Annotated in this window: 12 protein-coding genes and 1 riboswitch; of the genes, 4 read left to right on the forward strand and 8 right to left on the reverse strand. The window is 74.0% G+C overall.

Annotated elements, in window-relative coordinates; genetic code table 11:
* Nucleotides 1-33: 33 nt before the first annotated feature.
* The 4 genes from IG63_RS0109045 to IG63_RS0109060 all read left to right on the forward strand — a co-directional run bounded on the left by IG63_RS0109045 (nt 34) and on the right by IG63_RS0109060 (nt 4,245).
* Entirely contained in the window at nt 34-240 is a 207-nt protein-coding gene (locus IG63_RS0109045) for a hypothetical protein (protein WP_030484049.1), read from the forward strand.
* A 175-nt stretch (nt 241-415) separates the two neighbouring features.
* Nucleotides 416-619: riboswitch (cyclic di-AMP (ydaO/yuaA leader) on the forward strand.
* A gap of 102 nt (nt 620-721) precedes the next feature.
* Nucleotides 722-1,675, forward strand: a complete 954-nt coding sequence (locus IG63_RS21445; protein ID WP_051706460.1) for a C40 family peptidase — start codon at nt 722-724, stop codon at nt 1,673-1,675.
* Nucleotides 1,676-1,697: 22 nt separating this feature from the next.
* A complete protein-coding gene (locus IG63_RS21450; RefSeq protein WP_051706462.1) occupies nt 1,698-2,942 on the forward strand; it encodes a hypothetical protein in 1,245 nt (414 codons plus the stop codon).
* A gap of 55 nt (nt 2,943-2,997) precedes the next feature.
* A complete protein-coding gene (locus tag IG63_RS0109060; RefSeq protein ID WP_036194971.1) occupies nt 2,998-4,245 on the forward strand; it encodes a M48 family metalloprotease in 1,248 nt (415 codons plus the stop codon).
* A 185-nt stretch (nt 4,246-4,430) separates the two neighbouring features.
* Here the strand turns inward: IG63_RS0109060 and IG63_RS0109065 are convergent, their stop codons facing one another.
* The 8 genes from IG63_RS0109065 to cpaB all read right to left on the reverse strand — a co-directional run bounded on the left by IG63_RS0109065 (nt 4,431) and on the right by cpaB (nt 13,422).
* Nucleotides 4,431-4,652 (reverse strand): Flp family type IVb pilin, encoded by a 222-nt coding sequence (locus IG63_RS0109065; RefSeq protein WP_051706464.1) that lies wholly within the window; start codon nt 4,650-4,652, stop codon nt 4,431-4,433.
* A 177-nt stretch (nt 4,653-4,829) separates the two neighbouring features.
* The gene (locus tag IG63_RS0109070; protein ID WP_030484054.1) at nt 4,830-5,468 is read right to left on the reverse strand and encodes a response regulator transcription factor; all 639 of its coding nucleotides are present in this window, start codon (nt 5,466-5,468) and stop codon (nt 4,830-4,832) included.
* A 70-nt stretch (nt 5,469-5,538) separates the two neighbouring features.
* Nucleotides 5,539-7,062 (reverse strand): sensor histidine kinase, encoded by a 1,524-nt coding sequence (locus IG63_RS23815; protein ID WP_051706466.1) that lies wholly within the window; start codon nt 7,060-7,062, stop codon nt 5,539-5,541.
* Nucleotides 7,063-7,065: 3 nt separating this feature from the next.
* Nucleotides 7,066-8,004, reverse strand: a complete 939-nt coding sequence (locus IG63_RS0109080; protein WP_030484056.1) for a type II secretion system F family protein — start codon at nt 8,002-8,004, stop codon at nt 7,066-7,068.
* Entirely contained in the window at nt 8,004-9,989 is a 1,986-nt protein-coding gene (locus IG63_RS21460) for a type II secretion system F family protein (protein ID WP_084596894.1), read from the reverse strand. Before IG63_RS21460 ends, IG63_RS0109080 begins: the two co-directional genes overlap by 1 nt.
* On the reverse strand, nt 9,986-11,479 hold the full coding sequence (locus tag IG63_RS0109090; protein WP_036194972.1) for a TadA family conjugal transfer-associated ATPase: 1,494 nt from the start codon (nt 11,477-11,479) through the stop codon (nt 9,986-9,988). The genes IG63_RS21460 and IG63_RS0109090 overlap by 4 nt, the downstream gene beginning before the upstream one ends.
* Nucleotides 11,476-12,648, reverse strand: a complete 1,173-nt coding sequence (locus IG63_RS0109095; RefSeq protein ID WP_030484059.1) for a CpaE/TadZ family protein — start codon at nt 12,646-12,648, stop codon at nt 11,476-11,478. The genes IG63_RS0109090 and IG63_RS0109095 overlap by 4 nt, the downstream gene beginning before the upstream one ends.
* Nucleotides 12,649-12,684: 36 nt before the next feature.
* Nucleotides 12,685-13,422: a Flp pilus assembly protein CpaB gene (gene cpaB, locus IG63_RS21465; protein WP_084596896.1), complete on the reverse strand. Its 738-nt coding sequence runs from the start codon at nt 13,420-13,422 to the stop codon at nt 12,685-12,687.
* Between the last annotated feature and the right edge of the window lie 57 nt (nt 13,423-13,479).

A 13,479-nucleotide genomic window follows, 5' to 3' on the forward strand; every position in this document is an offset into this window, starting at 1 on the left:
CCGGCGGCGCACCGACTCACACGAGGAGCGCACATGAGCGTCCACATCGACTGCGACGCCTGCATGGTCCGCGGACCCGCGTGCCAGGACTGCGTGGTCACCGCCCTGCTGGGCCCGCCGCCCGAGCTCGCCTTCGACGAGGAGGAGCGTCACGCCCTGGAGGTGCTCGCGGGGTCCGGGCTGGTGCCGCCGCTGCGCCTCGTCCTGCCCGTCTCGGGACCCGACGTCGAGAGCGCGTGAGGCCCTCCCTGGGTCGCGACACGCGGCGACACGCCGGTGTGGCGACCCGCGCGTGTCGACCCGGACGTGACGGGCGCCACAGGCACGCGGGCGACGGAGGAGTTGGAGGTCGCCGCCGCAGTGTCCTACCGTGGCGCGCTGTTGGCCCTCGGACCAGCGCACCGACCGGGTGTGCTCGAGGGCCGCGCCGAATCGGGCACCACTACCTCGGGGGAGAGGGGTGCCGGAGCCGGGGACCCAACCGGTCCACGTGGGCGACCGCGCGGACCACGGGGTGAGTCCGGGGTACTGTGCCGCTGACCGCGGCGCGGGGCACCGGTAGGGCGTTCTTTGGGCCCGAACCCGTCAGCTGACCTGGTAGGCGTTTACACAAAGAGGAGACCGTCCGCTCGTGACCGACGGCCGGAAGTACCAGCCTGCCCATCGCGCCCACCGCCCGCCGCTCGTCTCCCTCCAGGGCGTCGTCCCACGAGTGGCGGCCATGACCCTCAGCTCGACGCTCGGACTCACCGGCGTCGGCCTGCTCGCCGCCTCGCCGGCCAGCGCCGACGACCTCGACGCCCGCATCGACCAGGCGCAGGCGCAGGTCGAGCGTATCGACGCCCGCGCCGCGCAGCGCGCTGCCGACCACGACGCGGCGCGCGAGCGGGCCACCGCCAGCCGCGAGAAGGTCGAGCGGCTGACCGAGCGCATCCGCGAGCAGCACCGCCTGGCCGACACGCTGCGCGGCCAGGTGGCGCGAGGGGTGATCGTCGGTGAGACCGAGGGCGGCGGCGCCGTCGTGCCGGTGGCCGACGAGCCGCTCCCCCAGACCTCCGAGGACCTCCTCGCCGGGGTCGCCATGGTGACCGAGGACACCGACGGACGCGCCCAGCGCATCACCGAGACCGCCGCTGCGGTCGACACGCTGCGCGAGCGTCGCAGCGAGGTGCGCGAGGTGCTGCAGGAGCGGCGGGCCAAGGCCGAGCGCGCCGGCGCCCGTGCCGCCCAGGCGGGCAAGGCGCTCGCCGCCGAGCAGGGCGAGCTCGACGGCCTCGAGGCCGAGCGGGCGCAGCGCGAGGAGGAGGCTGCCGCCGCAGCGGCCGAGGCGGCTGCCACCAGCGCGGTCGACTTCGCGATGGCCCAGGTCGGCAAGTCCTACGTCTGGGGTGCCAGTGGCCCCAGCGCCTACGACTGCTCCGGCCTGACCATGGCCGCCTGGGCGACCGAGGGCGTCTCGCTGCCGCACAACTCCGGTGCCCAGTACGCTTCGGGCACGCCCGTCTCCGAGAGCGAGCTGCAGCCAGGTGACCTCGTCTTCTACTACTCACCGATCAGCCACGTCGGCATGTACGTCGGCAACGGCCAGGTCGTGAACGCGCTGAACCCCGGCAGCGGTGTCCAGGTCTCCGGTCTCCACGACATGCCCTTCTCCGGGGCGGTGCGTCCCGGCTGAGCCGTGCGGGGGCTCCTGGGGTGTGCCCCGGGGGCTCCTCGTCGCGCTCCTGCTCGCCCTCGGGCTGCTCACCGGCACGGCGTGCCAGGGCGGTGTCGAGGTGGAGCCGCCCCGCCCCTCCGCCTCCTCCGACGCGGCCGGTGACGCGACGCAGGTCCGCCGGCTCGTGGACGACCTCGGCGCCGCGCTCCGCGACCGCGACGCGCAGGCGGCGCAGGCGCTGGGCACGGGTGCCGGCTCCGCCCTGCTCCGCGCCGTCGTCGCCAACGCCGAGGCGCTGCAGGTCGACCGGCTCCGGCTGCGCTACCTGACCGACGACGGTCCGCCGAGCGACGCGGAGCGCGGCGAGCACGGCGACGACGTGCGGGCCGCGCGGCTCTCGCTGCGCTTCGGGTACGCCGGCGCCGACCGACGCGCCACGACCGTCGAGAGCCGGGTGCTGCTCGAGCCGACGGACGACGGGCCGCGGGTGGTCGGCTTCGGCGGCCCGGGTGGCAGTGCGGGCACGCGGACGCCGCTGTGGCTGCAGGCCCCGCTCGACGTCGTGCGCGACGGGCGTCTCCTGCTCGCCGTGGCCGGCGAGGGTGCCGGTCGCTACCCGGCGCTGGCGCGGCGCGCCCTGCAGCAGGTGCGGGCCGTGCTGCCCGCCTGGGACGGAGCGCTCGTGGTCGAGGTGCCCGCCGACCAGGCGCAGCTCGACGCCGCGCTGGCGGCACCCGCGGGGGAGTACGACGCGATCGCCGGCCTCGCCACCGCCGTCTCCGGCGCCGACGGGCGCGGCGCGCCGGTGCGCGTCATGGTCAACCCCGCGGTCTTCGACGGGCTCTCGCAGCGCGGCGCGCAGGTCGTGCTGACCCACGAGGCCACCCACGTCGCGGTCGACGCCCCCTTCGCCGACGTGCCGGTGTGGCTGCTCGAGGGCTTCGCCGACTACGTCGCGCTGGCTGACGGCTCGGTGCCGGTCGACGTCGCCGCCCGCCAGGTGCTGCAGCGGGTGCGCGAGGACGGCCCGCCCGACGGCCTGCCGACGGCCGCGGACCTGCGGCCCACGGCCGCCGACCTCGCCGCGACCTACGAGGAGGCGTGGCTCGCGTGCCGCTTCCTCGCGCAGGAGCACGGCGAGGCCGGGCTGGTGCGTCTCTACGAGGCGGTCGACGACGGCGTCCCGGTGGCACGCGCCTTCGAGGAGGAGCTCGGCACCAGCCAGGCCGACTTCGTGGCGCGCTGGCGCGACGACGTACGCCGTCTGGCCGGCGTGGCAGGCTGACGGCGTGGTCGCGCCGACAGCCCCGCCGCCTCAGGTCAGGTCGAGGTCGAGGCGGATGTCGTGGTGGGTGGCCGCGACGACGCTGCTGGCCTTCGTGGTCGTCGCGGCCCTCGTCGTGCCGTGGGACTGGGTGCCCGGCGGCCGGGTCGTGCCGGTCTCAGCCGACGAGCTGCTGACCCCGGCACAGCTGGCGCGAGCGGAGGACTACGCCACCGCGCAGCGCCACCTCTCGTGGGCCTCGCTCGCTCTCTCCCTCGCGGTCGCGCTCTGGCTCGGGTTGACCACGCTGGGCGCCCGGCTCGTGGCGTGGCTTCGCGGACCCTGGTGGTGGCGGGCGGCGCTCGGCAGCGCGCTGGTGCTGCTCGCCGGCCTGCTGGCCACGGTGCCGCTGCGGCTGATGATCCGGGCCAACGCGGTCGAGGCCGGCCTCTCGACCCAGACGCTCGGGCCGTGGACCCGTGACGTGGCGGTCTCCTTCGCGGTCTCGTGGGTCTACGCCGCGGTCGTGGTGCTGCTCGTCGTGGGGACGGCGCGCCGGCTGCCCCGCACCTGGCCGGCGGTCGTCGGCGCGGTCGCGGCCGCGCTGGTGGTGGCCGGCTCGTGGGCCTACCCGGTGCTGGTCGAGCCGCTCTTCAACGACTTCGAGCCGCTGCCCGACGGCGAGCTGCGCACCGCGGTGCTGGAGCTCGCCGACCGCGAGGACGTCGACGTCTCGCAGGTGCTGGTCGCCGACGCCTCGCGCCGCACCACGACGCTCAACGCGTGGGTCTCCGGCCTCGGCGGCACCCGGCGGGTGGTGCTCTACGACACGCTCGTCGACGACGTGCCGCAGGACGAGGCCCTCACGATCGTGGCGCACGAGCTGGCCCACGCACGCGAGCACGACGTGGCCCTCGGGACCACGCTCGCGGCGCTGGGCGTCGGCTTCGGGGTGGGGGTGCTGGGGCTGCTGCTCGGCTCCGAGCGGCTGCTGCGTCGCAGCGGCGCCGGGGGAGCGGCGCGGCCGGAGGTGGCGGCGCTCGTGCTCGCGCTCACCGCGGCGGGCACGCTGCTCGCGAGCCCGGTGGAGAACGCCGTGAGCCGGTCGATCGAGGCGCGCGCCGACCGGGTGGCGCTGCAGGCGACCGGCGACGAGGCGGCGTTCGAGGCGATGCAGGTGCGGCTGGCCACCCGCTCGCTGGCCGACCCCGACCCGCCGGCGCTCAGCCAGTGGTGGTTCGGCAGCCACCCGACCCTGGTGCAGCGGGTCGGGCTCGGGCGGGGCGTGCTCGAGGCCGGCCGGGACGCGGCGGGCAGGCCGTAGACGCCAGCACGCCCGGCCCCGAGAGGGACCGGGCGTGCGGGACGGCGACTCACCACCTCGGCAGTGCGGGTGCGTTGCTCGGTCGCACCCGCCTCAGCCGCCGTCCCCCCGCGCGCGTGGTCGCGCGGGAGCTGCGGCTACGGCACGGGGTGCCGGTGCAGCGCTGCAGGGTGGATCCAGCTGGATCAGGAGCAGTCGGCGGTGAGGGTGTTGCCGCCGGCGGTGGCGCCGTCGGTGATCTCGGTGCAGGTGTCGGAGAAGGACTCCTCGATGACACCGCCGAGCAGGAAGACGATGGCGACGACGAGGGCGGCGATGCCGGCGACGAGCAGGCCGTACTCGACGGCGGAGGCGCCGTCCTCGGTGCGGCGGACGGAGGGGAGCAGGGAGCGCAGGTACTCGAGCATGGGAGGTCTCTTCCGTGAGAGGGGTGGTGGCGGTCGCGGGTCTTCTGCGACGTTTCTAGAGTCTCCCAAATTGGGACATAACTGGACATCCCCCGTGCAGGTCGTCCTGACTAGCCCACCCGCGGTTTTTGTCATAGTCCGTCCGGACTATGCGTTCCGGAACCAGGGCGGTGAAGGTCAGCCCGGGGGCGCGACGCTGCTGATCAGGCCCATCCGCATCGCCGTGACCAGCGCCTGGGCGCGGTTGGCCGCGCCGAGCTTGTCGTAGATCCGGCCGATGTGGCTCTTGGCCGTCGACTCGCTGAGGTAGAGCCGCCCGGCGATGGCCGCGACGCCGTGACCCTCCGCCAGCAGCTCGAGCACCTGGCGCTCGCGGTCGGTGAGGCGGGCGGCACCCGAGCTCATCCGCCGGACCATCGCCTCGGCGAGCCCGGTGCAGGTGAAGGTCAGGGGCGCGATCGAGGCCTGCCGTGCCGCGCTGATCACGGTCGCGGTGGGCGCGTCCTTGCCGACGAAGGCCGAGGCGCCGGCGTCCAGGGCCGCGAAGAGCTGCTCGTCGCCGGCGTACATCGTGAGCACGACCAGGCCGATCTGCTTGTCGGCACGGCGCAGCGTGCGCACGACGTCGAGGCCCGACCCGTCGGGGAGCCGGACGTCGGTCACGACGACGTCGGGGCGCAGCGACTGGGCCGCGGCGATGCCGTCGGCGACCGATCCGGCCTGCCCCACGACCTCGAAGGAGTCGACGGCGCCGAAGGCGCCGGCGAGGCCCTGGCGGATCAGCTCGTGGTCGTCGATCAGCAGCACCGTCGTCATCTGTCCCGGGCACCCGTCGACCCGACCTCCGGGTGCAGGCTAGTGCCCGGGCGCGGCGCGGCGGCGCAGGTCAGGTGGGCGGCGTGCCGACCCGCACGAGCACACGGGTGCCGGGGCGGTCGGCGCCCGGCGGCTCCAGGGTCAGGTCGGCCCCGATCGCGTGGGCCCGCTCGCGCATGATCTTCAGCCCCTGCGAGTCGGAGCGGGGCGCGTGGGCGCGCACGCCGTCGTCGGTCACCTCCACCTCGGCGTACGGCGCCCGCACCGCGCAGCGCACCCACAGGTTGCCCGCGCCCGAGTGCTTGCGCGCGTTCGTCATCGCCTCCAGCGCGATGCGCATCAGCTCGAACTCCTGGTCGCGCGGGAGCCGTGAGCCCTCCTCGTCGAGGGTCAGGTGCACCGTCATCGCGGAGGTCGCGCTGATCTGGTTGGCGTAGGTGGCGATGCTCTCGCCGAGTCCGGCGGTCGACGCCTGCTCCTGGCGCAGGTCGAAGACGCTGTAGCGCAGCTCGGTGACGATCTTGGAGACCTCGCGGCGCAGCGTCAGCAGGTGCTCGTGCAGCGCGGCGTCGCGGGTCTGCGCGACCAGGTTGTCGACGAGGTAGCCGAGCCCGGCGACGTCCTGCGCCACGCCGTCGTGCACCTCGCGGGCGATCCGCTGCCGCTCCTGGGCCATCGCGGCGTCGCGCACGCGACCGAAGAGGAGCGCCGCCTGCAGCTGCACGGTGGGGCGGGCCAGCTCGGAGCGGAGCCGCGGCACGGCGGCGGCCTCGACCGGCTGCACCGCGTCGAGCACCAGCACCCCGACGATCTCGTCGTTGACCGCGAGCGGGAGTGCCAGACGTCGCTCGCGCAGCATCATCGCCTCGTACTCCCAGCAGCGCTCCGACATCTCCGCGGCCCAGCCCATGGCCCCGGGTGCGGTGCCGGCGGTGTAGCGCACCGGCACGACGCTGCCGCCGCTGCTGCGCACGAAGACCCCGGCCGAGCGCAGCGGCACCTGCTCCTCGGCGAGGTCCATGATCTCCTCGGAGATGCCGACGGCGTCGAGGCCGCCGCTGAGCCGGCCCGAGAGCGCCTCGAGCCGGCGGATCAGCCCGACGGCGCTGCGGTAGGGCTGGTCGTCCTCGGCGGGGGTCAGCGCCCGCTGCAGCGCGACGCCGATCGTGCCGACCCCGACGGCGGCGGCCAGCCACAGCGTGCCGCCCGCGAGCAGCTCGCGGCGCGGCGCGGCGTCGAGCACGACGAGCCAGGCCAGGGCCATCAGCGCCGCCTCCAGCCCGACCACGACGGCGAGCCGGGAGCGGCCGCCGTCCAGCGCGGCGACGAGCGCGGGCACCACGAGGTACGGCGCCACGGCCGCCGTGGCGGGGTAGGCCACGACAGCCACGAGCGCGACGGGGACCGCCTCGGCGGCGGCCACCTGCCAGTGCGCCACCTGCGTCGTCGAGGTGACCAGGGTGGCGAGCGCCGCCACCGCCGCGACCACGAGCGTCAGGCGGAGGTCAGCGCCCTGGGAGAGGGCAGCCAGGGGGAGCAGCACCGCCAGCACGAAGGCGCGGGCGGCCAGTGCGGCCCGCCCCACGTCGCTCATGCGTCACAGGGTGCCACCCCCGAAGCTCTCCATGAGGGAGATCCCCGCAGGACCGAGCACCGCGATGAAGAGGCAGGGCAGGATGCAGAAGATCAGCGGCACCAGGATCTTCACCGGCACCTGCTGGGCCTTCTCCTCCGCCCACTGCCGCCGCTTGACGCGGATCTCGGCCGACTGCACCCGGAGCACCTGGCCGATCGGGATGCCGAAGCTGTCGGCCTGCACCATGGCGCCGACGAAGGCGCGCACCTCCGGCGGCCCGCACCGGTCGGCCAGGGAGCGCAGCGAGTCGGCCCGGGTGCGCCCGATCTGCATCTCCTGCAGCATCCGGGCGAACTCGTCGGCCAGGGGGCCGTCGGTGTTGCGGGCCACCTGCGAGACGGCGGCGTCGAAGGCCAGGCCCGACTCCACGGAGATCGTGAGCAGGTCGATGGCGTCGGGCAGGGCGCGCTGGATGGAGGCGTTGCGGTCGTAGGCCTTCTGGTAGAGGTAGAGGTTGGGCGCCTGGTAGCCGAGCAGCGACGCGACGACCGCGGAGCCGAGCATCACCGGGAACGACACGCCCATCAGCATCAGCAGCAGCACCGAGAGCACGAGGGCGACACCGAAGCCGACCGCCTTGCCCGCCACGACGCGTTCGACGGTCCAGCCCCCGGGGTTGCCGGCCTGGTCGAGCTTCTCGCGGATGCGGTCGTTGGCGTCGGCGGGCGTGATCTTGCGACCGATCCCTTGGGCCCAGCCGAGGAAGGGCACCAGCACCCGCTCCTCGAAGGAGGGGTTGAGCTCCTGCTTGAGCTCGTCGGGCGCGGTGGTGAGCGCCTCGAGGACCTCCATCGAGCGGGCGACGCCCGCCCGCTCGCCGGTCAGCCCACCGACCGCGGCGAGCACGAGGAACAGCGCGGTGAAGACCATCCCGACACCGAGCAGCAGCACGAGATCCATCAGAGCTCCACCTTCGCGACCTTGAACATCCAGAACATGCCGACGGCCATCAGCAGGCCGCCGCCGCAGAGCATCACCAGGCCGAGCGGCGTGGTGTACATCGGCGCGACGTACTCGGGCCGTGAGACGAGCAGGTAGAGCATGAAGGCCGGCGGCAGTCCCCCCAGCACCCAGGCCGAGAGCCGGCCCTCGGCGCTGAGCGCGCGCACGTGGCGGCGCAGGAACTCGCGCTCGCGCAGCGTGGCGGCCACCTGCAGCAGCAGCTCGGCGAGGTTGCCGCCGACCTCGCGCTGGATCCGGATGGCCATCACGACCCACTCGAAGTCGCGGCTCTCCATGCGGTGCGCCACGCCGTCGAGGGCCTCCTCGAAGGGGATGCCGATGCGTCCCTCGACCACCACGCGGCGGAACTCGCTCGCGATCGGGTCGGCGGCCTCGCGCACGATGGTGTCGATCGACTGCGCCAGCGAGAGTCCTGCGGAGAGCGAGCCCGACATCAGCTGCAGCGTGTCGGGCAGTGTCTCGGCGAAGGCCTTGAGCCGGCGCGCCTTCTTCAGCCCGAGGAAGACCCACGGGCCGACCAGCCCGAGCACCACGCCCAGCAGGAGCAGCAGGATGCTGCCGCCCCCGAGCAACAGGCCGAGGGCGCCGGCGGCGATCGCGATGCCGGCGTGGGCGAGCAGCCACTCCGAGGGCTTCAGCGCCACCCCCGCGCCCTCGAGGCGCGCCGCGATCCGGGTCTCCAGACCCGCCTGGCCGGCCAGCACCTTCTCGGCCGCGTCCTTGGCCTGTTGCCCGATCGTGGCGCCTCCAGGCTCGGGAGCGGCCTGCGCCGCGGCCGTGGGACCGAAGACGCCGTACGCCTCGAGCTGCTGGCGCAGCTTGTCGTCGCGGTCGGGGCCCTTGCGCACGAGCCCGAGCGTCACGAAGGCGCCCAGCACACCGAGGCCGATGGCGGCGATCGCGCCGTACGCGACCAGCTGGGAGACCTCGAAGGACGGGGTGACCGGACCGGGGATGCCCGACGACGAGGCCGTCGCGGCCTGCTCCTCGCGCTCGTCGACGCCGCCGCGCACGGGCAGGTGCGCCGCGGCGGTGAGCGTGGCGTCGCCCGAGGGGAGCCGCACCTCGACGTCGGCACTGGTGCCGGCGCCCTCGGGCACCTCGGCGGTCACCACGACCTGCCGGGCGAGCGCCTGGGCCTGGGCCCTGAAGGCCGCGTCGAGCGCCTCGGGCCGGCTGGCGTCGAGCACGGCGCCGCGACCCGCGTCCGCCAGCAGCCGCAGCGGGAGCGCGGCCTGCCCCTGCTGCTGCAGCGAGATGACGTCGAGCAGCACGCCCGACTCCTCGACCCGGCGCAGCGTCTCGGAGAGCGGGGTCGAGGTGGTGTCCTGGCCGTCGGAGAGCACCAGCACCGAGCGCTGGCCCGCCTCGGCACTCCCGGGCCCGGCAGCCTCGACAGCCCCGGCGATGCCGTCGTAGAGCGCGGTCTCGCGCTGCAGCCGCAGGTCGCCGAGGGCACGCCGGGCGGCGTCGCGGTCGCGCGTCGGCTCCAGCGCCACGGTGACGTCGTCGTCGAAGGTGACCAGGCCGACCTCGACGTCGGCGGGCACCGCGGTGAGGTAGCTCAGGGCGGCGGTGCGGGCCGCCTCGATCCGGGCACCGCGCATGCTGAGGCTGGTGTCGATCGCCAGCACCGACGTACGCCGCACCTGCGCGTCGGCCGAGGCGGTCGTCGTACGGGCCTCGACGGACTTGCCGCCGATGCTGACCTCGACGGCGTCGGGGTCGACGTCGCCGCTGGGCAGCGAGACCAGCAGCTGCACGCGACCGTCGCCCGGCTGCGCGTGGTCGATGGTCGCGCCGGACGGCTCGGCGGAGTCTGCCGCCAAGGTGGGTGCGGCCGTCGCCAGGGCGAGCAGCACCCCCAGCGACGTTGCCGCCACCGCCCGGCGCAGGGCCGGTCGGTGGGAGGGACGAGTCATCGGCGCACCCCGGGCGACGTCGCGAAGACGCGCGGGTCGACCGTGACGTTGGCGTTCTTCATCTTCTCCAGGAACTTCGGGCGCAGCCCGGTCGGCCGCAGCGAGCCGAGCGAGCGGCCCTCGCGGTCGAAGCCGGCGGAGGCGTCGAAGACGAAGACGTCCTGGAGGGTGATGACGTCACCCTCCATCCGCTCGACCTCGGTGATGTGCGTGATCCGGCGGGTGCCGTCCTTGAGCCGCGACTGGTGCACGATCAGGTCGACCGCCGAGGCGATCTGCTCGCGGATCGCCCGCACCGGCAGGTCCATGCCGGCCATCAGCACCAGGGTCTCGAGCCGCGAGCAGGTGTCGCGGGGGCCGTTGGAGTGCACGGTGCAGATGGAGCCGTCGTGGCCGGTGTTCATCGCCTGCAGCATGTCGAGCGCCGAGGCGTCACGGACCTCGCCGACGACCACGCGGTCGGGGCGCATGCGCAGCGAGTTGCGCACCAGGTCGCGGATGGTGACCGCGCCCTTGCCCTCGATGTTGGCGGGCCGGGACTCCAGCCGGACCACGTGGTCCTGCTTGAGCTGCAGCTCCGCGGCGTCCTCGATGGTGACGATGCGCTCGTCGGGGGGGATGAAGGACGACAGCACGTTGAGCGTGGTCGTCTTGCCCGCGCCCGTGCCGCCGGAGACCACCACGTTGAGACGACCGCGCACGCAGGCGTCGAGGAAGTCGGCGGCGGTCTCGGTGAGCGAGCCGAAGTCGATGAGGTCGCGCGCGGTGAGCGGGTCGGTGGCGAACTTGCGGATCGTGAGCACGCTGCCGTCGATCGCGAGCGGGGGGACCACCGCGTTGACGCGGCTGCCGTCCTGGAGCCGCGCGTCGACCATCGGCGACGACTCGTCGACGCGGCGTCCGATGCGGGAGACGATCTTGTCGATCACCCGGCGCAGGTGGACCTCGTCCTTGAACTTGCCGTCGACCTTCGTCAGCTTGCCGTGGCGCTCGAGCCAGATGTCGGCGTGCCCGTTGACCATGACCTCGGCGACGTCGGGGTCGCGCAGGTAGGGCTCGATCGGCCCGAGGCCGAGGATGTCGTCGGAGATGTCCTGGGTCAGCCGCTCGCGGTCGGCTCGCGTGAGCGGGCGGTTGGTCGCGGTCAGCACCTCGGAGAGCACCACCCGGACCTTCGCCTCGAGCTCGCGCACGTCGAGGTCGGCGTCGTAGAGCTGCGGGCCGAGGAGCTGGAGCAGCTCGGTGTGCACGTGCTCCTTGAGGTCGTCGAAGCGCGCCGTCTGTGCCCCGATGCGCGCCGCGGCGCCCTCCGGGCTGGTGGTCGGGAGCCGGGCCTCGGCCGCGGCCGGCAGCGACGGCTCCTCGACGACGGCGGGCACGGCGGTGACGGCGGGCTCGGCCTCGCCGGCGCGGGTCAGGTGCTGCCCTGCGGCGGTGCTGCGCTCGTGGGCGCCGCCGAGGCTGGCCAGGCGCTCTCCCAGGCTGCTCATCGCGCGACCTCCTTGCGGCGACGACCGAAGAGGCCGCGGCGGCCGGAGACGACGGCCTCGGGGCTGACCTCGACGCCGGGTAGGCCGCGGGCGAAGTCGAGGATGCTGCGGGCCACGACGTGGTCCGGTGCGGCGGAGACGATCGGGTCGCCGTTGTTGGTCGCGAGCGCCACGGCCAGGTCGCTGGGCAGCGTCAGGTCGACGGGTACGCCGAGCAGCTCGGCGACGTTGGCCGCGGTGAGGCCGACCTCCTGGTCGGCGCGGTTGAGCACCAGGTGACGGTGGTCGCGCACCAGGTGCAGCAGGTCGAGGGTCTCGATGGCGACCTTGACGTTCTTGATCGTGGGCACGTCGAGGGTGGCGACGACGACGACCTCGTCGGTCTCGTCGAAGGCGCCGAGCACCTGGTCGTCGAAGCCGGGGGGCGTGTCGACGACGACGTGGTCGAAGTGGTCGCGTAGCTGGGCGAGCAGGCGGCGTACCAGGGTGGCGGTGATGCGCTCGCGCCCCTCCGGGTTGGTCGGGGCCGCCAGCACGCTCAGGCCGGACCGGTGCTCGGTCGTGATGCTCTGCAGCATCGACCAGTCCAGCTGGTCCTCGAAGCCCGCGGCGTCGGCGAGCGTGTGGCTCGGGATCAGCTGCAGCGTGATGGCGACGTCGCCGAAGGCGAGGTCGAGGTCGACGATGCACACCCGTGAGCCCAGAGCGGTGAGGGCCAGCGCGATGTTGACGCTCATGGTGGTCTTGCCGACCCCGCCCTTGGGGGAGAAGACCGTGATGACGTGGCCGGCCTGGCGGCCCTCGGTGGCGGGCCCCTGGATGGACTCCCAGGTGAGCCGGGCGCGTCCGACCGCCGCGGCGAGCGCCTGGCTGTCGTCGTGGGCGACCACGGCGCCGACGCCGGCGTCGAGCGCCGGGGCGTAGACGTCGGAGGTGATCGTCTCGCGCACGAGCACGACCGCGGTGGCGGGGTAGCGGAGCTTGACGTGCTCGGCCGTGACCAGCCCGACCTGCAGGTCGACGCCCGGACCGATCACGACCGCGAAGTGCGGTCGGCGCTGGAGCAGGGTGTCGAGCTCCTCGGGCCGGGCGATCACCTCGGCGTGGGGCCCGAGCGTGGGCACCAGCGTCCGGGCCAACGCAGCGTCGGCTTCGAGCAGGAGCGGCATCGTCGTCCTCGAGTCGTGGGGGTGGTGGCGGTCAGGTCAGTTGAAGAGGTTGGTCATGTTGACCTCGGAGCCCAGCGCGACCTCGGAGTCGTCGTTGAGCAGCGCGAGGGACAGGGTGCCGTTGAGGTTGCCGAAGGTGACCTTCTCGGCCTCTTTCTGGGAGACGGCCAGGGTGAGCAGCGCCTTCGAGAGGGTGTCGGTCTCGGCGGGCGCCACCTCCGGGTCGACGGCCGCCTGGGCACTGGCCATCGAGCTGGTCGACCCCAGGCCGATCACCTCGACGTTGCGCAGCAGCAGGCGGGTCCAGGGGGTGCCCTCGGCGCTGCTGCCGCTCATCAGGATGGCGACCTTGTCGCCCGGGTCGAGGAAGCCGGCGACCCGTGCCGGGTCGTCCATGTTGATCGAGATCGCCAGCTTGCCGTCGGGCAGCGGCAGCTCGGCCTGCGAGCCGACCTCGCCGAACTTCGTCTCCATGACCTGCTCGCCGGCGTACAGCGCGGTCAGGGCGACCTTGTCCTCGAGGCTGTCGAGCGTGCTCAGCGACCCGGCCAGCCGGTCCTGGCTGGAGATGGTGCCGGTGACGAACTTGCCGGCCGCCTGAGCCTGGGCGACGGTCTCGCCGGCCTCGATCGGCTTGGCGACGCGGAGCACCTGCACCGCGTCGTAGCGCGCGTCGGCGCGGGCGTCGGCGCCGCGGACGTACACGAACACCAGCAAGGTGCCCAGCGCCGCCACGAACGCGGCGACGAAGAGGAGAGCTTTCCTGCGATCCATGCGACTCAGCCGACCCTGTCTCGTGCAGCGGGGTCGGTGGTGCCGGGCCCCGTCCGT

It is taken from the genome of Nocardioides aequoreus, from assembly GCF_000720335.1.
Lineage (GTDB): Bacteria > Actinomycetota > Actinomycetes > Propionibacteriales > Nocardioidaceae > Marmoricola > Marmoricola aequoreus.